Raw genomic sequence first — 18,464 nt, 5'->3', positions numbered from 1 at the left:
ATGTCCTTCAAACACCCGCCGCCACCTCTTTCACCATTCCCCGATACTGCCGCCGCAACTTCCCCTCGGGCGCTTTTCCGCTTCCTATATTCCTCGTATGCGACGACGGAATATGGACATCCTGCTGAGCGGTACGGCATCGGATTCCCACACCTGGAACCTGGTCTACCTCCAGCTCTTCCTGGAGGAGCTGGGACACCGGGTCCACAACCTGGGCCCCTGCGTACCGGACGGCCTGCTGGCCGGCGCGTGCGCGGCCGACGGGCCGGGCCGCCCCGACCTCGTGGTCGTCAGCAGCGTGAACGGACACGGCTACCGGGACGGCCTGAGCGCCGTCCGGGCCCTGCGCCGGGCCGGCGTGACGCTGCCCTTGGTCATCGGCGGCAAGCTCGGCGTCGCCGGCGTCGCGGACCCCCTCCAGCGCGGCCGGCTCCTCGACGCGGGCTGCGACGCCGTCTTCGACGACGGGGACACCGGCGCCCTGCGGGAGTTCCTCGACGCCCTCGCGGGCGGCGGCCACGGCATCCGGCAGGCCGTGGCATGAGCGGCGGCGCCACGCTGCTGGCCCCCGCCGCCGCGTCCCCCGGACCGGGTGCCCCCGCCACCTCCTTCGGCGGCTTCGTCGCCCGCGCGGCCGCCCGCGGACAGCTCGTCGTCCAGCCCCGGATGGGCTTCAGCGACCCGCGCCGGATGCGGGCCGGACTGGAGCGCACCAAGCGCGCCGTCGCCACCACCGTCGGCACCCTCACCATCGACAGCTACACCCGGGTCGGCGATCAGGACGCCGCCCGGGCCGCCGTCGCCGAGGGCACTCCCCTCAACGGATATCCCATCGCCACCCACTCCACCGGCCTCACCCGCTCCCTGCTGGACGGGGTGCTCGACCCGGCGTTCCCCGTCCAGGTCCGGCACGGCTCCTCCCGTCCCGAGGCCATCATCCGGGCCCTCGCCGCGGCCGGACTCGACGCCACCGAGGGCGGACCGGTCTCGTACTGCCTGCCCTACGGACGCACCCCGCTCGCCGAGTCCGTGGAGAACTGGGCCCGCTGCTGCGAACTGCTCGCCGCGCTGGTGCCCGCCCCGCGCCTGCCGCACCTGGAGAGCTTCGGCGGCTGCATGCTCGGCCAGCTCTGCCCGCCCGGGCTGCTGGTGGCACTGAGCCTGCTGGAAGGCATGTTCTTCGTCCGGCACGGCATCCGCAGCGTCTCCCTCAGCTACGCCCAGCAGACCGACCCCGCGCAGGACGCGGAGGCGGTCCGCGCACTGCGGCGCCTCGCCGCCGAGTTCCTCCCCGCCGACGTGGACCGGCACGTCGTCCTCTACACCTACATGGGCGTCTTCCCCCGCACGGCACGGGGCGCGACCCGGCTCGTGGAGGCCTCGGCCCGGCTCGCCGTACGGGCCGGGGCGCAGCGCCTGATCGTGAAGACGGCCGCCGAGGCGCACCGGATCCCGACCGTGCTGGAGAACGTACGGGCCCTGGAGACGGCGGCGGCCACCGCGGCCCTGTGCGCGCACCCGGCCGATCCGCCCGGGCCGGCCGGCGGCGAGGTGTACCGGGAGGCCCGGGCCTTCGTGGAGGCCGTGCTGGAGCTGGCGGACGACCCGGGCCGGGCGCTGCGCGCCGCGTTCGCGCGGGGCGTGCTCGACGTCCCGTACTGCCTGCACCCGGACAACGCGGGCCGCTCGCGCAGCTTCGTCGACGAGGGCGGCCGGCTGCGCTGGTCCGAGGTCGGCGGGATGCCGGTGGCGGCGCGCCCGCAGGGGCCCGCGCGCGGGGCCCTGACCTCGGACGGACTGCTCGCCGCCCTGGGGTCGGTGGCCCGCCGCTACGACGGCCCCGGGCCGCGCACATGACCCCCTCCCCGCTCCCTCCCCCTTCCCCTTCCCCTCCCCCTCTCCCTCCCTTCGGACAGCCAGGAGTCGGCATGGACGACCTTCGCACCCCTCCCCCGCTCGGCGAGCACCTGCGCTCCCCGCAGCTGCGCTCCGCGATGCTCGTGCAGCAGGAAGTGCTGTACGCGGCGCGGGAGTTCCTGCGCGGCGCGGACTTCGTGGAGCTGCTGCCGCCGCTGGTCGGACCGGTCACGGATCCCGGCGGCCGCGGCGCGAAAGCGCTCGACGTGGACTACTACGGGCAGCCCTACAAGCTGATGACGAGCGCGATCCTCTACAAGCAGGCCTCGCTGAAGGGCTTCCCGAGGCTCTTCTACATCGCGCCGAACGTCCGCGTGGAGCCGCCGGAGACGGCGGCCACCGGACGGCACCTGGTGGAGTTCCACCAGATCGACGTGGAGCTGGCGGGCGGGACCCGCGCCGACGCCCAGGAGGTGGCGGCCGGACTGCTGACGCACGTCGTGGACCACGTGTGGACGGCCGTGCCGCACCTGCTGCGCGAACTGGGCCGCGAGGAGCTGGACTTCGCCGAACTGCGGCAGGGCAAGTTCGACGCGCTGACCCACGGGGAGGCCGTGGCGCGGCTGATCGGGCGCGGCCATCCGCAGAGCCCCGACGCGGAGATCGACTGGGAGGGCGAGAGGGTGCTCTCCCTGGAGGCGGACCGGCCCTTCTTCGTCAACGACTACCCCAAGGGATCGCGCGGCTTCTACGACCGCGAGGACCCCGAACGCCCGGGCGTGCTGCGCAACTTCGACCTGATCGCGCACGGCGGGTACGGGGAGCTGGTCAGCGGCAGCGAGCGGGAGAGCCGGTACGCGGCCATCGTGACCCGGATGCGGGAGAGCGGGGAGAACCCGGCGAAGTACGCCTGGTACCTGGAGCTGGCCCGCGAGGGCATCGAGCCGAGCGCCGGTTTCGGGATGGGGTTGCAGCGCCTCGTCCGGTTCCTGACCGGACTGGACGCGTTGTGGCAGGTCAGCGCCTACCCGAAGCTGCCGGGGGTGATCGCGCCGTGAGCGGGCTGCGGGCCGCCGGGTTCCCCGAGGCTGCCGTACGGGCCCGGGCGCGGGCGGGGACGGCCGAGGTGTTCCCGGCGGCGGGCGCGTACGGGGCCGAGCTGTTCGGGGCGGGCGGCGACGGCCCGGAGCCGGGCGGCGTGCCGGATGCCGCCGGCGCCCCCGATGCGCTCGACGCGCTGCGGATCGTTCCGCCGGTGTTCATGCCGCGCAGGCTGGAGAAGCTCATCGACCTGGGCCGGGAGCCCTCGTACGAGGACGTGGACCTGCGCACCCGGGTCGGCGGCTTCGCCTGCTCCCTCCCCCTCTACCTCTCGGCGTTCGGATCCACCCGGGCCGGCAGCGGTGACCTCGGCGTGGCCGCGGGCCGGCAGGCGGCACGGCTCGGGATCCCGATGGTGATCGGCGAGAACATGGTCCCGGTGCACGGCTACGGCAGCAGCTCGGCGCTGTTGGAGCGGGTCGCGGCGTACGCGGAGGAACTCCCCGACGGGGTGGGCGGGGTGGTGGTGCAGCAGTCCACCGAGGACGCCGACTCCGAGGTGTGGAACCTGCTCTACAGCGATCCCGGCACCCGGCCGCTGCGGGACTCCGGCCGGCTCGGCTTCGAACTGAAGGCGGGCCAGGGCGCGAAGCCGGGCCTCGGCGGGATGACGGTGGTCGGGGCGGCCGAAGCCGGGCGGCTGGGAGGCCAGTTCGCGATACGGGACCTGCTCGGCGATCCCGGCGGGCGGCTGCTGCGGTGCGCGACCCCGGGGACCTTCACCGAGGAGATCGTGCGCCAGCAGCTGCGGTTCATGCGGAACAACTTCCCGCTGGCCCGCACCTGGGTGAAGTTCCACCCGGGCCGCGACATCGCCGCCGCGGCCGCCACCGCCTGGGCGGCGGGCGCCGACGCCGTCACGGTGGACGGCGCCGAGGGCGGTACCGGCTGGGCACCTCGGGTGTTCCTGGAGGGGGCCGGGCTGCCGCTCGGCGAGGCCCTGCGGCGCATCGGCCGCCCGGCGGGGAACCTGCTCGCGTCGGGCCGGATGTGGGAGGGCGGCCGCGCGGTGCGGGCGCTGGCCCTCGGTGCGACGGCGGTGGGGCTGGGCCGGGCGGCGCTGCTCGCCGTGGACGAGGACCCCGGGGCGGGGCTGGTCCGGCTGGTGGAGGCACTGGCGCTGGAGGCCCGGCTCCTGATCAGCGCCCTCGGCAAGTACCGCCCGGCCGACCTCGCCCCCGAAGACCTGTGGTCCCCTGAGCCCGCCGCCCCGGGGACCCCCTGCCTCCCGACGCCGACGCCGACGCCGGCCCCGTCCGCGGAGCCCCGGTGACCACCCCGGCGCCCGGCCCCCCGCAAGGGCCCGGGGTGGTGGCCGGTGCGGCCGGCACACCCAGGACGGCCGGAACGACCGGGCCCGACCGGGCGGCCGGGGTTTCCGCAACGGCCGGGGTTTCCGCAGCGGCCGGGGTTTCCGCAGCGGCCGGGGTTTCCGCAGCGGCCGGGGCGGCCGGGCTGCCCGCCCGGCCGGTAGGGCGTGCCGGGCCCGGGCCCGCCCGGCCCGGGGCGGCCGCGCGCCGGGCCCGCGCCGGGCGCCCCCGCCGTGGCCCCGCGACCGGTGCCCGGCGGGGGAGCCCGCAGCGGGCGGGGCACCGGCCCGCTCCGGCGGCCCCGCGCGGACCGGGGCGGGCCCGGCGGGGCGGGACCGTACGGGCGTGGTTCCGCTTCGGCGAGGTGCCCGGCGTCACCCTGGGTGCCAGTGCCAGTGCCAGTGCCAGTGCCAGTGCCAGTGCCAGTGCCGGTGCCGATGCCATCGCCGGCGCCCGTACCGGTGCCGGGCAGGCTCCGCCGCCGGGCGCCGGCGCCCGCGCGGCGCGCGCCGCCGCCCTGGCCCTGGCCGAAGCCGGGCTCGGCCATCTCGGCGGCCGCCTGGAACTGCGTACGTACGGGCCCCCGCCCGCCGCCCCCCGGCTCGCCCGGGCCGCCCGCCGGGCCGTGGCCCGGGCGCTGGCGGCCCGGCCCCGCCCCTGACCATCCGTCGATCCCCTCACGAAGAAGGTGCACCATGGACACCACCCCCGAACCGCGCGAGCGCGTGCAATGGGGCCGCGTCGGCTCCCTGGTGGGCGGCCAGGCCGCCGTCCAGCTCGGCAGCTTCGCCCTGCTCATCGCCATGAACTGGACGGCCGTCCAGCTCGGCGGCACCCGCGCGGTGACCGTGCTGATGCTCGCCGCGACCGTGCCCCGCGCCCTGATGCTGATCTTCGGCGGGGCGGTGGCCGACACCCTCGGCCCCCGGTTCGTCCTGCTGCGCACCACCGCCGCGCGCGTCGCCCTGCTCGCCGTCGGCGCCGTACTCACCGCCACCGCCCAGCAGTTGTGGCCGCTGGTGGTGATCGCCCTGATCGAGGGGGTGCTGCTGGGACTGGCCGGCCCCGCCTCGGGCGTGCTGCTGCCGATGTTCGCCCGGGGGGAGCAGCTGGCCCGCGCCAACTCCCTGTACGCGATGGTGCTGCGCGTCGCGCCGATCCTGGGCGCCCCGGCCGGGGCGTTCCTGATCACCGTCGGCGAGCTGTGGGTGGCCCTGCTCGTCGGCGCGGTCACGGGGGCGATCTGGTTCGGCTGCCTGCTGCACGTGACCCACGGTTTCGTACGGCCGCGGCCCGAGCCCGGGGTGTCCCTCGTCAAGCGGTCCGGTGACGGCTTCCGGCTGCTGGCCCGACACCCCCGGCTGCGCTGGATGTTCGTCGCCGCCCTCTGCCTGGACATGGCCTTCAGCTGGCCCGCCGAGGTGGCCCTGCCGCTGCTGGTCTCCGAGCGCGGCTGGGGCGTGAGCGCGGTGGGCGTCGTCCTGGCGGCGTTCAGCGTGGGCGCGCTCGGCTCCAGCGCGGTCGGCGCGGCGCTCGCGCACCGCATCCCGATGTTCGTCCGGCTCGTCGTGACCGGGGCGGGGCTCGCCGCGGGGATCCTGGTGATGGCGCTGATGCCGACCGTGGTGTCGCTCACCGCCGTCGCGGCCGGGGTCGGTCTGCTGTCGGGGCTCAACGGCCCGGCCATCGTGACCCTGTACCAGCAGTCCGCCCCCGAGGAGCGGATGGGCGCCGCGATGTCGACGCTCTCGCTCGCCGGGATCGGTACGGCGCCTATCTCGATCGCCGTGTTCAGTTCGCTGTCGCTGGCCCTCGGGGTGCAGACCACCTGGCTGGTCTGCGGGGCCATCGCCTTCGTGTCTCCGGTCGCCGCCGTGCTGGCCCTGCGCCACCCGGCGCACACCGAGGAGCCGGCCGTGACGGAGCTGCCCGTCGCGGCCGCGGCATGAGCGCCCCGGCGGGGGTGGCCCCCGCCGGCGGGCTGCTCCTGCCCCGGACGCTCACGGACCCCGGGCCCGCGCGGGCCGTGCTGGCGGCCGCGGACCCGCAGCTGTGGCTGGTGGACACGAGCGCCTACCGGGCGCACGCGGCCCGCCACGCGCCCGGCACCCTGGACTCCCAGGAGCTGCTCCGGGCCGCCGAGTTCGCGCTCGCGGCCGACCGGGACAGCTACGTCTGCGCGCACGTCGCGCTGCGCCGGCTGCTCGGCGCGTACCTGGGGCTGGCCCCGCGCGAGGTCACCGTGGAGCGGGCGCCCTGCGCGCACTGCGACGAACCGCACGGGCGGCCCGTGCTCCCGGGCGGGGCCCTGCACTTCTCGCTGTCGCACTGCACCGGCATCAGCCTGCTGGCCTTCGCCGACACCCCGGTGGGGGTGGACGTGGAGGAGCTGGTGCGGCCGGAGGCGATCGCCGAGACCGCCGACGTCCTGCACCCGCGGGAGGCGGCGGAGCTGGCCCTGCTGCCCGCCGGGGAGCGGTCGTCCGCCTTCACCCGGGTGTGGACCCGCAAGGAGGCGTATCTGAAGGGGCTGGGGGTGGGCCTGTCGGAGGATCCGGCGGCGGACTACGTGGGCTCGGGCCCGGTACCCGCCCGGCTGGCGGGGTGGTCACTGTCGGACGTGCGGGTACCGGAGGGACACCGGGCGGCGCTCGCCCTCCGCCTCCCGGACGCCCCGCTCGGCCGCTAGCGGCCGCCTGGGACGCGTCGGGGGCCGGTCGCCGTGCCCCGGCCCCCGTACGTGCGGCCGCACCCCCGGCCGGACATCCGACCGGGGGTACCGGCGTTCAGCCGCGCGGGAGGACGGCGGAGAGGACCTGGGGCAGCGGGTACCAGTCGGCGGAGGCGATCGAGGCGTGGTGGCCGGCCATCAGGGCCACCCGGGCCCGGGCCTCGGCTTCGGTGGGGCGGACCGCGTCGATCGCCGGGGCGACGTTGTGGGCGTCGGTGGCGATCAGCAGGTAGTGGTTGCGGTCGTACCAGGCCGTGTCGATGGAGCCCGAGGCGTAGGCGCTCGCGTCGCCGTCGAAGACCACGAACCAGGGGCGGAGCGTGGCATCCGCGTACCGGCCCCGGGGGTCGCCCGGCTCGGCGCGGTGGACGGCCGGGAAGGCGGCGGCCTGGGCGAGCCGGCCCGAACCGGCCAGCGAGCGCAGGTACTCCGCGTACTCGCGGTCCGTCCACAGCTTGTCGGCGGAGTTGCCCTCCTCCACCGTGCCGGGGATCAGCTCGACGAGGAACTTCCCGGCCATCGCCGAGCGGGCCGGCCAGGCTCCGGCGCGGGCGGCCGTGTCCAGGTCGGGGTGGCCGGCGGCGAGCTGGGCCGGGCGGTACAGGGCATCGCCGAGCTTCGAGGAGAGCAGCGCGTCGAGGTCGGCGGGGCCGCGGCCCAGGTTGGCGGCGAAGCCGTCCTTCAGTTCGAGCTTGAGGACGACGGGCCGGTGCCCGGGGTGGGCGTCGTGCCAGCTGCGGATGTCGGAGAGGCAGCCCGCGAGGTTCTGGTCTCGGGACTTGGTGCGCAGCTGGGCCGGGCTGGTGGCGTTCTCGCAGTTGCTGTTGTTGCCGAAGGGGTTGTCGTGGGAGACCCGCCAGGAGCTGCCGAAGAAGTTGGTCCACACGTCCAGCTCCAGCATCGCGGCGCCGGAGTCGAGGGCGTCCGCGAAGTAGGGGTACTTCGCCTTCTCGTAGGCGTTGTGCACGCCGACGCCCGTCGAGCCCGCGTACGGGAGGTCCGCGGCGGCCCGCCCGGCTGCCGTCGCTCCCCCGGCGCCCGTGGCGCCCGCCGGGGCCGTGCCCAGGGCGAGGCCCAGGGTCACGAGGGAGGCCAGCACCGCGCCCGCCGTCCGCTTCCGTATGCTCATCTTTTCGGCTCCCGTCCGCCTGTATGACCTTCCGGCCCAAGTCGGCTGGAGCGTAGGGGAGTTGGGTGACGGGCGGAAGGACGGCAGATGGCGGTCGGCGCAGTGTGCGGACCACCACGCTCCGATTCGGGAACTTCCGCCCCCTATGCACCCGTCGGACGGAACGGCGGATGAGATCGGACGAGCTCGGATGACCTTCAGGAGCGGGGGCAGTACATGGCCGTCACGGTGAGAGGCAGGGCGCTGCGGCTCTGCGTCCTGGCCGGAGTCTGCTGCGGCCTCGTCGCCGTGGGCCTGTCCTTCCGGGCGGAGCTGGGCGCCCTGCTGGGCCCCGTCGCCGAGGGGGACCCGGCGCGCGGCCGGTACGTCCAGGACGAGGGGCTCGCCGACGAGGCGGCCCGGGCCGCTCTGGAGCGGCTCACCGAGCCGTCCGGGGGCCGCGAGGAGGCCCGGATCCTCACGGAGGGCGCCCCCGCCGCCGCCCCCTGGCGGCCCTCGGACCCGCTGGAGGCCCGGACCGTGCCCGCCGAGCCGGCGATCGGGGCGCTGTTCTCCCCCGGCCCGGACTGGGACTCCGACCACCACTGCTCGGCCGCCGTGGTCGGCTCCCCCGGCGGCGACCTCGTCGTCACCGCCGCGCACTGCGTGTACGCGGGCGGCTTCCGCACCAACCTCGCCTTCGTCCCGGGCTACCAGGACGGCACGGCCCCCTACGGCGTGTGGGTGCCGACCCGCGTGTACGTGGACCCCCGCTGGACCGAGTCCTCGGACCCCGACCACGACGTGGCGTTCCTGCGGGTGCGCCGCCCCGGGCACCCCGGGCAGCGGCTGGAGGACGTCACGGGGGCGCAGACCATCGGCTTCCGGCCCGCGCTGCCCGCCCCCGCCCGGCTCGTGGGCTACCCCAACGACACCGAGCAGCCGCTGGCCTGCTCCAACACCGCGGTGGCCGACGGACCCACGCAGCTGCGGCTGGACTGCGCGGACGTACCCAACGGCACCAGCGGCGGCCCCGTCCTGACCGGCGGGCACACCCTGATCGGGGTGATCGGCGGCCGGGACGGCGGCGGCGACGAGCTGACCTCGTACAGCAGTTACTTCGGCGACGACGTCCGCGCCCTGTACGAGCGCGCCGCCGGGGACGCCCCCTGACCCGGTGAACGACACCGGAATGACCGGCAAAATATGACGTCGGATAATATGGCCGGATTTTGCAATGGACGGCCGGGCGCCCGTCCGGCTCAATGGGTGACGCCGATCGGCACGCCGCACGAGGTAGGTCAAGGAGGATCATGACCGAAAGCGTTGGCACACCCGGTAAGGACCAGATCCAGGCGAGGGTGCAGCAGATCCAGGAGGTCTTCGCCCGCAGGCAGGCGCAGGCCAAGGACCTGGAATCGGAGCTCGACCTGGAGGCATCGGTGCGCCGGGCCCTGGAGGCGAGGGCCCTGCCCCCCGTGGCCGTGGACGAGGCCGTTCTGGCCGACCTGCGCGCGCGCAACCCGCTGTCCCCCGACAGCGGCCCGGAAATCTGGTGCGAGCTCTACGGATTCCTGGACCTCGGATACAAGATCCATCTGAATCCCTATGCCGTCACCATGGTCACGAGCGCGGCATCGGCCCTCGAAAAGGTCCTCGGCGACGCCGTCGAGGACTTCCCCGAGCTCGATGCGATGTTCGTCCCGCTGCTCGCCGCCCTCTACGCGGAGGGTTCGGCGATCGGCGTCGCCGCCCAGCAGAACGGCTCGGTCGTACTGATCGGGATCATTCCCGACCCGCTGCCCATCCCCTTCCCCGACGACTAGGACGAAAGAGACGGACTGGGCACCGCGCCCGACGTCGCCGCCCGGACCCGGTCGCGCCGGGCCCGGGCGGCGACGTCACGGCGCTAGGGAGAGCGGTGGTGGGGCGGGTAGGCCGGGGCCTCGGGGCTGGTGGGCAGCCGCCACTTGGACAGGACCCGGAGCACGGTGCCCGGGCTGAGCAGGGTCGTGGGCGGGGCGGTCAGGGAGAGCACCCCGAAGAACGGGGCGCAGAGCGCGGCGTCGGTGTTGGCACCCACCATCACCCGGGACATGTACCGCTGGAGGATCCTGGTCGCCCGGTCGGGCGGCGGCCCCTCGGTGCCGGGGTAGCGCAGGTCTTCGCTGGTCGCGATCTGCCAGGCGACGGAGGCCGCCGGGGCGGTGCGCCGCTGGAGGGCCCGGCAGGCGGCCGGGATCCCCTCGGTGTCCAGCCCGGCGAGGGCCTCGTGCAGGGCCTGCGCGCCGAGCGCGGCGACCGTCATGCCGTGCCCGTACACGGGGTTGAACCGGCAGGCCGCGTCCCCCACCACGAGGAGGCCCTCGGGCCAGCGGTCCGCGCGTTCGTAGTGGCGCCGTTCGTTGGCGGTGCCCCGGAAACCGGTGGGGTCGGACAGCGGCTCGGCCTCGCGGATCGCGTCGTACAGGGCGGGGCTGCGCAGACCGCGCGCGAACTCCAGGAAGTCCGGGTCCTTGGTGGGCGGGGCGTGTTCCCCGTTGCCGATGAGGGTGACCAGCCAGCGGTCCCCGTCGACCGGCACCAGCACGCCCCCGCGCGGACTGTCGGGGCGGCCCTGGACGTACATGCCGCGCCAGGGGCGCGCCGGGTCCGCGGGGGTGCGGTAGGTGCGGCTGGAGTAACCGAGGTGGGAGTCGTAGCGGGTGAGGGCCGGGGCGGGGTAGCCGAGGGCGGCCAGCCAGGCCGGGGTCCTGGAGGTGCGTCCGGTGGCGTCGACGACGAGCCGGGCCGGCAGCGGACCGTCCTCGCGCAGGGTCACCCCGGCCACCGAGCGGCCGTCGGCCCCGGCGACCAGGCCGGCGGCAGCCCGGCCGGCCAGCAACCGGATCCGCCCGTCGCGCAGGACGGCCCGGCGCAGCGTCCAGTCGATGACTTCCCGGCTGCCGAGCAGCACCCGGGTCCCGGGCAGCGGCCCGAACCAGTCGGCCGGGCTCAGCCACAGGAAGTCGCGGGGCGACTCCAGCAGGGCGCAGCCGCCCGCCGTCAGTTCGGCGGTGATCCCGGGCAGCAGGCCCTCCATCACGTCCACGCCCCGCGCCCACAGCACGTGCGCGTGCCGGGACTGCGGTACGCCGGGCCTGAACCGCGGCCCGTCCTCGGACAGTTCGTCCCGTTCGACGACGGTGACCCGCGCGAACCGCTCCGCGAGCACCCGTGCCGTCAGCAGTCCCGCGAGCCCCGCTCCGAGGACCACCGCGTGGTCGCGGCCTTCTGAGTGGTTGTCCGGAGTGTCGTCCATGCCGACGAGTGTCCGGCGCCCCGGGCCCCGGAGGTCACCCCGCGTCCGGGGCGGACGGAGGCACGGCGGGGGCGGACGGAGGCACGCCCGCGCGGGACGGGAGGGGGCGGCCCGGGCAAGGGGCTTTCCTGGGACTGCGGCTCCAGAATCCCGAAGTCGTCGGCGCAGGCGCCACGTTGGCCCGGGTGCCGTCAGCGCGGGAGGGAGGCGTACGAGACGCCCGTGAGTTTCTCCGAGGCGGTCCAGAGGCGCTCGGACGCGGCGTCGTCGAGGGTGCGCTTCGCCCGCCACGACGGGGCCGGGGCGCCGCGCCAGCCGAGGCGGGGACCGTAGAAGCCGTCCTGGGTGACGCCGGGCGCGGTGGCCGCGTAGAGGGTGGGCAGGGCGCCCGAGGCGGCGGACTGCGCGAGGACCGCGTTGCCGAGGGCCAGGGCGCGGGAGCCGAACGTACGGCCCTCCTGGGCGGCGGCCCCGGCGTGCAGGTTGGTGGAGGCGTAGCCGGGGTGCGCGGCGGCGGCGGTGACCGTGGCCGCCGCGGCGGTGAAGCGGCGGGCCAGTTCGTGGGTGAACAGCAGGTTGGCGGTCTTGGAGCGGCCGTAGGCGGTCCAGCGGCGGTAGCCGTCCGCGCGGTGTGCCGGATCGGGGTCGAGGTCCTCGGGGCGTACGTCGCCCAGGACGTGGAACCCGCTGGAGACGTTGACGATCCGGGCCCCGGGGGCGGCCGCCCGCAGCCGCGGCAGCAGCAGGCCGGTCAGGGCGAAGTGCCCGAGGTGGTTCACGCCGAACTGCGTCTCGAACCCGTCGGCGGTCCGCCCGTACGGCAGCGCCATCACCCCGGCGTTGTTGACGAGGAGGTCCAGGTGGGCGTGCCGTTGCCCGTAGGCCCGCGCGAACTCCCTTACGGAGGCCAGGTCGGCCAGGTCCAGCGGAGCGAACTCCACCTCGGCGCCCGGCACTTCGGAGCGCAGCCGGACGACGGCGGCCCGGCCGCGCGCGGCGCTGCGGCAGGCCAGGGTCACGGCCGCGCCGTGACGGGCCAGCTCACGGGCGGTGACGTACCCGATGCCGCTGTTGGCCCCGGTCACGACGGCGGTCCGGCCGCCCTGGTCCGGGATGTGCGTGGCGTTCCAGCCGGTCACGGCGACTCCCTCGGCGCGGAGGTGCGGGCTCTGACGGGTGCGGGCTCTGACAGGTCGGGCTCTGGGGGCGGGCTCTGACAGGTCGGGCTCGGGCACTCGCCGCCACCCTACTCACCCCCCGGACAGCGGCCCCGCCGCGGCCCCCGCCCCACCCGGCGGCCGAACCCTCCCGGGCCCCGGGCCGCGCGCCCGCCCCGCCTCCCCGGACCCGGCCCGCGCCCCCCGGTGCCGGCGCCGCCGCCGGGGGTTTCCGCGCAGGTCACCCGGCCCCCCGGGACCGTGCGGGGCGGCGGTAAGCTGCGGAGCCGTCCCGTGCGTATCCCTTCTCCCGTCCCCCGAGGTAGCCCCGCCGTGAGCCCCGCACTCCCCCCCACCCCCGTGACGGTGGTCGGCGTCGGCGCCGACGGCTGGGCCGGGCTCACCGCCGGCGCGCGCTCCGCGCTGGCCTCGGCCGAGGTGCTGATCGGCGGGCCCCGCCAGCTGGACCTGCTGCCGGCCGGCCCGTGCCCCGGACTGCGCGTGTCCTGGCCGAGCCCGCTGCGCCCGGCCGTGCCCCGGCTGATGGCCGAGCACGCCGGACGCCGCATCGCCGTCCTGGCCAGCGGGGACCCGATGTTCTACGGGATCGGCCGGGCGCTGTGCGAGGAACTCGGCGCCGGGGCCCTGCGGGTCCACCCGCACCCCTCCTCCGTCTCCTACGCCTGCGCCCGCCTCGGCTGGCCGGTGGAGGACACCGAGGTGGTGACGGTGGTCGGCCGCCCCGTGGCCCGCGTCGCCGCAGCCCTGCACGAGGGCAGGCGCGTGCTGGTGCTGAGCTCCGGCGCGGGCAGCCCGGCCGAGATCGCCGCCCTGCTGTGCGGCCGCGGCTTCGGCCCGAGCCGGATGCGGGTGCTGGAGCGGCTCGGCTCCGAGGACGAGGACGCGTACGAGGGCACGGCCGAGCGGTGGGAGCACCCGCCGGGCGATCCCCTCAACGTGGTCGCCGTCGACTGCCGCCGCGACCCGTCCCATCCGGCGCCCCGGCTCGGCGCGACGCCCGGCCTGCCCGACGCCGCCTACGAACACGACGGCCAGCTCACCAAGCGCCACGTCCGCGCCGCGACCCTGTGCGCCCTGGCCCCGGCCCCCGGCGAGCTGCTCTGGGACATCGGCGGCGGTTCCGGCTCGATCGCCATCGAGTGGATGCGTACGCACCCCGCCTGCCGCGCGGTGACGGTGGAGCGGGTCCCGGAGCGCGCCACCCGCATCACCCGCAACGCGGCCGCGCTCGGCGTCCCCGGCCTGCGCGTGGTCGTCGGGGCGGCGCCGACCGCCCTGGACGGCCTCCCGGCGCCCGACGCGGTGTTCATCGGCGGCGGCCTCACCGCGCCTGGCCTGCTCGACGCCGCCTGGGCGGCCCTGTCCCCCGGCGGCCGGCTGGTCGTCAACACCGTGACCCTGGAATCGGAAGCGGTCCTCGCGGAGCGCTACCGCCGGCTCGGCGGCGAACTGGTCAAGCTGGCCGTCTCGCACGCCGCGGCGGTCGGCGGCTTCACGGGCTGGCGGCAGGCGATGCCCGTCACCCAATGGTCGGTAACCAAGGAGAAGGATCAGACATGACCGTGTACTTCATCGGAGCGGGCCCCGGCGCCGCCGACCTGATCACGGTGCGCGGTGCCCGGACCCTGGCCGCCGCCCCCGTCTGCCTGTACGCGGGCAGCCTGGTCCCCCGCGAGCTCCTGGAGCAGTGTCCGCCCGGCGCCCGGCTGGTCGACACCGCCGGGCTGAACCTGGACGAGATCGTCGCCGAGATCATCCGGGCCCACGAGGCGGGTCAGGACGTGGCCCGGCTGCACTCGGGGGACCCCTCGGTGTTCAGCGCGGTGGCCGAGCAGATGCGCCGCCTCGACGCGGCCGGCATCCCCTACGAGGTGGTCCCGGGCGTACCGGCCTTCGCCGCGGCGGCGGCCGCCCTCAAGCGGGAGCTGACCGTCCCGACCGTCGGCCAGACGGTGATCCTGACCCGGATCGCCCAGCAGGCGACGCCGATGCCGCCCGGCGAGGACCTGGCCACGCTCGGCCGCAGCGGGGCGCTGCTCGTGCTGCACCTGGCCACCCGTTACGTCGAGCGGGTCGTGGACGAACTGCTGCCGCACTACGGCGCCGAGTGCCCGGTGGCGGTGGTCGCAATGGCCAGCCGCCCCGACGAGCTGATCCTGCGCGGCACCCTCGCCGACATCGCCCCGCAGGTGAAGGAGGCGGGGCTGGTGCGCACCGCCGTGATCATGGTGGGCCGGACCCTGGGCGCGGAGCAGTTCCGCGACAGCCACCTGTACTCCCCCGAACGCGACCGGCATGTCTGCTGATCCGGCCCGGACGCACGTCCTGATCCTGGGCGGCACCACGGAGGCCCGCCGGCTGGCGCAGGCGCTGGAGCACGAACCCTCGTCCCGGGTGACGACCTCGCTTGCGGGCCGGGTCGCGGCTCCCGTACTGCCGCCGGGCGAGACCCGGATCGGCGGCTTCGGCGGGACCGCCGGGCTGGCCGCCTGGATCACCGGGCACGGCGTCACCCACGTCGTGGACGCCACGCACCCGTTCGCGGAGCGGATGAGCTTCAACGCCGCCGGGGCCGGGGCGCTGACGGGCGTGCCGCTGCTGGCGCTGCGCCGTCCCGGCTGGAGCCCGGGCCCGGGGGACGCCTGGACCTTCGCGGAGTCCCTGGAGGACGCGGCCGGGCTGCTGGCCCGGCGGGGTGCGGACCGGGTCTTCCTGACCACGGGCCGGATGGGCCTGCACACCTTCGCGCACCTCACCGAGCCCTGGTTCCTGGTGCGTTCGGTGGACCCCCCGGCCGGGCCGGTGCCGCCGCGGCTGGAAGTGCTCCTGGAGCGGGGCCCGTTCAGCCTCCCCGCCGAGCGTGAGCTGCTGGCCCGGCACCGCATCGACGTCCTGGTCACCAAGGACAGCGGCGGCTCCGCGACGGCCCCCAAGCTCGCCGCCGCGCGGGAGGCCGGCGTCCCGGTCCTGGTCGTACGCCGTCCCGCGGTACCGGCCGGGGTGGCCGAGGCCCCGTCGGTGGAGGCCGCCCTGCGCTGGCTCGCCGGCCCGGACCACAGGCCCTGACCCTCGTGTTCCGGCCGTCCGCGCGCGCCCCCCGCGCACCGGCCGTCCGGCCGGTCCCGCCCGTGCACCACACCCTCTAGGCTGAGGGAATGCGGATACGTCACTCCCTCGTCCTGATCCTGGCCTGCGCGGCGCTCGTCACCGGATGCGGCGAGAAAGCGGCCCCCAGAGGGTGGGAGCCCGACGACGCGCTCCAGCGGGCCGACGAGGTCCTGGGCAAGGGCACGGGGAACGGCAGGGTGACGATGCGCGGGACCGCCTTCCTCGCCGCCGGGCTGGCGAAGGAACTGGAGACCGGCGGGGAGCGCCCGTACCGCTTCGACATCGCCTGCGACAGCGAGGAGAGCCCCCGCGTCACCCTCGTCCTGTCGCGGGACGGCGGCGCCGGGGACCGTACGTTCGGCGTGTCGTGCACCGCCGGGGAGGTCACCCGGCTCAACCTGCCGGCCGGGGCGCCGGTGACCGCGCACATCGAGCCCGCCCCGCAGGACGACTCTCCCCCGGCCGGCGTGGTCTCGTGGCAGCTGCTCACCCTGGAGCCCCAGGAGGTGCAGGGCTGCGCCGACGTCCTGACGGGCTGCGCGGGCTGACGCCCCGCGGCCCTGGGCGGGCCGGGGACGTCAGCTGCCGGTCACCGGCGGCGGGCTGCCGGTCACGGGCGGCGGCTGCCCGTCACGGGCGGCGGCTCAGGGGTAGCGGCGCGGGGTCCACGTCACCCTCGACCCGTCGGGGCGCTCGGTGACCCGGGTCTGCGAGGAGCCGACCAGCAGGATCGTGCGCATGTCGACCTCTTCGGGCTCCAGCGCGTCCAGGGTGACGATCCGCACCGACTGACGGGGGCCGCCCACGTCCCGGGCGACGACCACGGGGGTCTGCGGCGAACGCAGCGTGAGCAGCAGCTCCTTGGCCTGCGCCACCTGCCAGGTCCGGCTGCGCGAGCCCGGGTTGTAGAGGGCGAGCACCAGGTCGGCGGCGGCCGCCGCCCGCAGCCGCTCCGCGATGACCTCCCACGGCTTGAGCCGGTCGGACAGCGAGATGGTGGCGTAGTCGTGGCCCAGCGGGGCCCCGGCGGCGGCGGCCGCCGCGTTGGCCGCCGTCACCCCCGGCAGGACCCGTACGGGCACGTCCGCGTACTCCGGCTGCCCGGCGACCTCCAGAACCGCGGTGGCCATGGCGAAGACCCCGGGGTCACCGCCGGAGACCACGGCCACCCGCTTGCCGCGCCGGGCGAGGTCGAGGGCGAACTCGGCCCGCTCGGACTCCACCTTGTTGTCGGAGCCGTGCCGCACCTGCCCGGGCCGCACGGGCACCCGGTCCAGGTACGTGGTGTACCCGACCAGCACCTCCGCGTCGGCCAGCGCCCGCCGGGTCTCGGCGGTCAGCCACAGCGGCCCGGCGGGCCCGGTGCCGACGACCGCGACCTCCCCGGGGCCGGAGGGCACGCTGCCCGGGTTGCCGATCCGGCTGGGCACCACCGCGACGGCGAAGTACGGCACGCTGTCCGGGTCGGTGTCCGCGAGGACGCCGGTGCGCTCGCCCTCCATCGTGGCGCGCTCCACGTAACGGGCCTCGGGCAGCCGGCCGCTGGCCTCCATCGCGCGCCGTACGGCGGGGAAGGTGCGGCCGAGCTTCATGACGACGGCCGAGTCGGTGGCGGCGAGCCGGGCGGTGAGCTCCTCCTCGGAGAGGGTGCCGGGCAGGATCGTCAGCACCTCCTCGCCCTCGACGAGCGGGGTGCCGAGCCGGGCGGCGGCGGCGCTCACCGAGGTGACGCCGGGGATGACCTCGGTCGGGTACCGGTCCGCGAGCCGCTTGTGCATGTGCATGTACGAGCTGTAGAAGAGCGGATCGCCCTCCGCGAGCACGGCCACGGTGCGCCCGGCGTCCAGGTGGGCGGCGAGGCGGGCGGCGGCGGCCTCGTAGAACTCGTCCATCGCCCCCTGGTAGCCGCCGGGATGGTCGGTGGTCTCGGTGGTGACCGGGTAGACCAGCGGTTCCTCGATGTGGTCGGAGCGCAGGTGCTTGGCGGCGATCGAGCGGGCGATGGAACGGCCGTGCCGGGCGCTGTGGTAGGCGACCACATCTGCTCCGGCGATGGCCTCGACGGCCCGCAGGGTCATCAGGGAGGGGTCGCCGGGCCCGAGCCCGACGCCGTACAGCTTGCTCATTCTTCCTCGCTCGCGATCGCGTTGACGGCGGCGGCCGCGATGGCGCTGCCACCGCGCCGGCCGCGCACGATCAGGTGGTCCAGGCCCGAGGGGTGCGCGGCGAGCGCGTCCTTGGACTCGGCGGCGCCGATGAAACCGACGGGCACGCCGATCACGGCGGCCGGGCGGGGGGCGCCCTCCTCGATCATCTCCAGCAGCCGGAACAGCGCGGTGGGCGCGTTGCCGACGGCGATCACGGCCCCCTCCAGCAGGCCCCGGTCGCGCCAGACTTCGAGGGCGGCGGCGCTGCGCGTGGTGCCCATCTTCGCGGCGAGTTCCGGCACGGCCGGGTCGGAGAGCGTGCAGATCACCTCGTTGGCCGCGGGCAGCCGCTTGCGGGTGACCCCGCTGGCGACCATCTGCACGTCACACAGGACCGGCGCCCCCGCGGCGAGTGCGGCTCGCGCCCGCAGCACGACGTCCGGGGTGTAACCGAGGTCCCCGGGCAGGTCGGTCATCCCGCAGGCGTGAATCATGCGCACCGCGACCTGGGCGACGGAGGCGGGCAGCCCGGAGAGGTCCGCCTCGGCGCGGATCGTGGCAAAGGACTGCCGGTAGATCGCGGCGCCGTCCTTCTCGTACTCGAACACGGTGTACTCGCTCAT

General features: G+C 75.9%; 18 protein-coding genes. 13 read left to right on the top strand and 5 right to left on the bottom strand.

The genetic code is table 11. From position 1 onward, the window contains the following. Positions 1–112: 112 nt before the first annotated feature. The 7 genes from ACFYYT_RS34465 (at position 113) to ACFYYT_RS34435 (ending at position 6,957) form a co-directional block, all read left to right on the top strand. Positions 113–544 carry a cobalamin-dependent protein gene (locus tag ACFYYT_RS34465; RefSeq protein WP_351830110.1) on the top strand — a complete coding sequence of 144 codons (432 nt, stop codon included), beginning with the start codon at positions 113–115 and terminating at the stop codon, positions 542–544. Next, positions 541–1,857, top strand: coding sequence for a methylaspartate mutase (locus ACFYYT_RS34460; RefSeq protein WP_351830102.1), 1,317 nt, complete (start codon positions 541–543; stop codon positions 1,855–1,857). Before ACFYYT_RS34465 ends, ACFYYT_RS34460 begins: the two co-directional genes overlap by 4 nt. Before the next feature lie 71 nt (positions 1,858–1,928). Next, positions 1,929–2,915 carry an asparagine synthetase A gene (locus ACFYYT_RS34455; protein ID WP_351830104.1) on the top strand — a complete coding sequence of 329 codons (987 nt, stop codon included), beginning with the start codon at positions 1,929–1,931 and terminating at the stop codon, positions 2,913–2,915. Further along, a complete protein-coding gene (locus tag ACFYYT_RS34450; RefSeq protein WP_351830106.1) occupies positions 2,912–4,231 on the top strand; it encodes a glutamate synthase-related protein in 1,320 nt (439 codons plus the stop codon). Before ACFYYT_RS34455 ends, ACFYYT_RS34450 begins: the two co-directional genes overlap by 4 nt. A 401-nt stretch (positions 4,232–4,632) precedes the next feature. Beyond that, the gene (locus ACFYYT_RS34445) at positions 4,633–4,929 is read left to right on the top strand and encodes a hypothetical protein (RefSeq protein WP_388610468.1); all 297 of its coding nucleotides are present in this window, start codon (positions 4,633–4,635) and stop codon (positions 4,927–4,929) included. 34 nt (positions 4,930–4,963) lie between these two features. Next, positions 4,964–6,217, top strand: coding sequence for an MFS transporter (locus ACFYYT_RS34440; protein WP_351824651.1), 1,254 nt, complete (start codon positions 4,964–4,966; stop codon positions 6,215–6,217). After that, the gene (locus ACFYYT_RS34435; protein WP_351824653.1) at positions 6,214–6,957 is read left to right on the top strand and encodes a 4'-phosphopantetheinyl transferase superfamily protein; all 744 of its coding nucleotides are present in this window, start codon (positions 6,214–6,216) and stop codon (positions 6,955–6,957) included. The genes ACFYYT_RS34440 and ACFYYT_RS34435 overlap by 4 nt, the downstream gene beginning before the upstream one ends. Before the next feature lie 97 nt (positions 6,958–7,054). Here the strand turns inward: ACFYYT_RS34435 and ACFYYT_RS34430 are convergent, their stop codons facing one another. Beyond that, entirely contained in the window at positions 7,055–8,128 is a 1,074-nt protein-coding gene (locus ACFYYT_RS34430; protein ID WP_351824656.1) for a phosphatidylinositol-specific phospholipase C domain-containing protein, read from the bottom strand. A 216-nt stretch (positions 8,129–8,344) separates the two neighbouring features. Here ACFYYT_RS34430 and ACFYYT_RS34425 point away from each other — a divergent pair, with 216 nt between their 5' ends. After that, the gene (locus tag ACFYYT_RS34425) at positions 8,345–9,280 is read left to right on the top strand and encodes a trypsin-like peptidase domain-containing protein (RefSeq protein ID WP_351824659.1); all 936 of its coding nucleotides are present in this window, start codon (positions 8,345–8,347) and stop codon (positions 9,278–9,280) included. Between the two features lie 140 nt (positions 9,281–9,420). Further along, positions 9,421–9,933: a hypothetical protein gene (locus ACFYYT_RS34420; RefSeq protein WP_351824662.1), complete on the top strand. Its 513-nt coding sequence runs from the start codon at positions 9,421–9,423 to the stop codon at positions 9,931–9,933. Between the two features lie 83 nt (positions 9,934–10,016). Here the strand turns inward: ACFYYT_RS34420 and ACFYYT_RS34415 are convergent, their stop codons facing one another. Next, complete coding sequence (locus ACFYYT_RS34415; RefSeq protein ID WP_351824665.1) at positions 10,017–11,408, bottom strand: hypothetical protein; 1,392 nt, start codon at positions 11,406–11,408, stop codon at positions 10,017–10,019. Positions 11,409–11,599: 191 nt separating this feature from the next. Then, on the bottom strand, positions 11,600–12,547 hold the full coding sequence (locus ACFYYT_RS34410) for an oxidoreductase (protein WP_351824668.1): 948 nt from the start codon (positions 12,545–12,547) through the stop codon (positions 11,600–11,602). Positions 12,548–12,898: 351 nt separating this feature from the next. Here ACFYYT_RS34410 and cbiE point away from each other — a divergent pair, with 351 nt between their 5' ends. The 4 genes from cbiE to ACFYYT_RS34390 all read left to right on the top strand — a co-directional run bounded on the left by cbiE (position 12,899) and on the right by ACFYYT_RS34390 (position 16,242). Then, positions 12,899–14,146: a precorrin-6y C5,15-methyltransferase (decarboxylating) subunit CbiE gene (gene cbiE / locus ACFYYT_RS34405; protein WP_351824671.1), complete on the top strand. Its 1,248-nt coding sequence runs from the start codon at positions 12,899–12,901 to the stop codon at positions 14,144–14,146. Beyond that, positions 14,143–14,892 (top strand): precorrin-4 C(11)-methyltransferase, encoded by a 750-nt coding sequence (cobM, locus tag ACFYYT_RS34400; RefSeq protein WP_351824674.1) that lies wholly within the window; start codon positions 14,143–14,145, stop codon positions 14,890–14,892. The genes cbiE and cobM overlap by 4 nt, the downstream gene beginning before the upstream one ends. Beyond that, the gene (locus tag ACFYYT_RS34395; protein ID WP_351824677.1) at positions 14,882–15,652 is read left to right on the top strand and encodes a cobalt-precorrin-6A reductase; all 771 of its coding nucleotides are present in this window, start codon (positions 14,882–14,884) and stop codon (positions 15,650–15,652) included. The genes cobM and ACFYYT_RS34395 overlap by 11 nt, the downstream gene beginning before the upstream one ends. 89 nt (positions 15,653–15,741) lie before the next feature. Next, positions 15,742–16,242 carry a hypothetical protein gene (locus ACFYYT_RS34390; RefSeq protein ID WP_351824680.1) on the top strand — a complete coding sequence of 167 codons (501 nt, stop codon included), beginning with the start codon at positions 15,742–15,744 and terminating at the stop codon, positions 16,240–16,242. Between the two features lie 96 nt (positions 16,243–16,338). Here the strand turns inward: ACFYYT_RS34390 and ACFYYT_RS34385 are convergent, their stop codons facing one another. Next, positions 16,339–17,820, bottom strand: a complete 1,482-nt coding sequence (locus ACFYYT_RS34385; RefSeq protein WP_351824683.1) for a precorrin-2 C(20)-methyltransferase — start codon at positions 17,818–17,820, stop codon at positions 16,339–16,341. After that, entirely contained in the window at positions 17,817–18,464 is a 648-nt protein-coding gene (locus ACFYYT_RS34380) for a precorrin-8X methylmutase (protein ID WP_351824686.1), read from the bottom strand. Before ACFYYT_RS34380 ends, ACFYYT_RS34385 begins: the two co-directional genes overlap by 4 nt.

The organism is Streptomyces sp. NPDC002032 (assembly GCF_042890765.1).
In the GTDB taxonomy this organism is placed as follows: Bacteria; Actinomycetota; Actinomycetes; order Streptomycetales; family Streptomycetaceae; genus Streptomyces.
Note: the sequence above shows the minus strand (reverse complement) of the source record. Positions and strands in the feature narration are given on the sequence as shown.

Bases quoted from the DNA above. Each gene is read 5' to 3' on its own strand.
- ACFYYT_RS34385 (WP_351824683.1), bottom strand. From the start codon at position 17,820: ATGAGCAAGCTGTACGGCGTCGGGCTCGGGCCCGGCGACCCCTCCCTG.
- ACFYYT_RS34465 (WP_351830110.1), top strand. From the start codon at position 113: ATGGACATCCTGCTGAGCGGTACGGCATCGGATTCCCACACCTGGAAC.
- ACFYYT_RS34415 (WP_351824665.1), bottom strand. From the start codon at position 11,408: ATGGACGACACTCCGGACAACCACTCAGAAGGCCGCGACCACGCGGTG.
- ACFYYT_RS34460 (WP_351830102.1), top strand. From the start codon at position 541: ATGAGCGGCGGCGCCACGCTGCTGGCCCCCGCCGCCGCGTCCCCCGGA.
- ACFYYT_RS34455 (WP_351830104.1), top strand. From the start codon at position 1,929: ATGGACGACCTTCGCACCCCTCCCCCGCTCGGCGAGCACCTGCGCTCC.
- ACFYYT_RS34430 (WP_351824656.1), bottom strand. From the start codon at position 8,128: ATGAGCATACGGAAGCGGACGGCGGGCGCGGTGCTGGCCTCCCTCGTG.
- ACFYYT_RS34420 (WP_351824662.1), top strand. From the start codon at position 9,421: ATGACCGAAAGCGTTGGCACACCCGGTAAGGACCAGATCCAGGCGAGG.
- ACFYYT_RS34435 (WP_351824653.1), top strand. From the start codon at position 6,214: ATGAGCGCCCCGGCGGGGGTGGCCCCCGCCGGCGGGCTGCTCCTGCCC.
- cobM (WP_351824674.1), top strand. From the start codon at position 14,143: ATGACCGTGTACTTCATCGGAGCGGGCCCCGGCGCCGCCGACCTGATC.
- ACFYYT_RS34380 (WP_351824686.1), bottom strand. From the start codon at position 18,464: ATGAGCGAGTACACCGTGTTCGAGTACGAGAAGGACGGCGCCGCGATC.
- ACFYYT_RS34395 (WP_351824677.1), top strand. From the start codon at position 14,882: ATGTCTGCTGATCCGGCCCGGACGCACGTCCTGATCCTGGGCGGCACC.
- ACFYYT_RS34425 (WP_351824659.1), top strand. From the start codon at position 8,345: ATGGCCGTCACGGTGAGAGGCAGGGCGCTGCGGCTCTGCGTCCTGGCC.
- ACFYYT_RS34440 (WP_351824651.1), top strand. From the start codon at position 4,964: ATGGACACCACCCCCGAACCGCGCGAGCGCGTGCAATGGGGCCGCGTC.
- ACFYYT_RS34390 (WP_351824680.1), top strand. From the start codon at position 15,742: ATGCGGATACGTCACTCCCTCGTCCTGATCCTGGCCTGCGCGGCGCTC.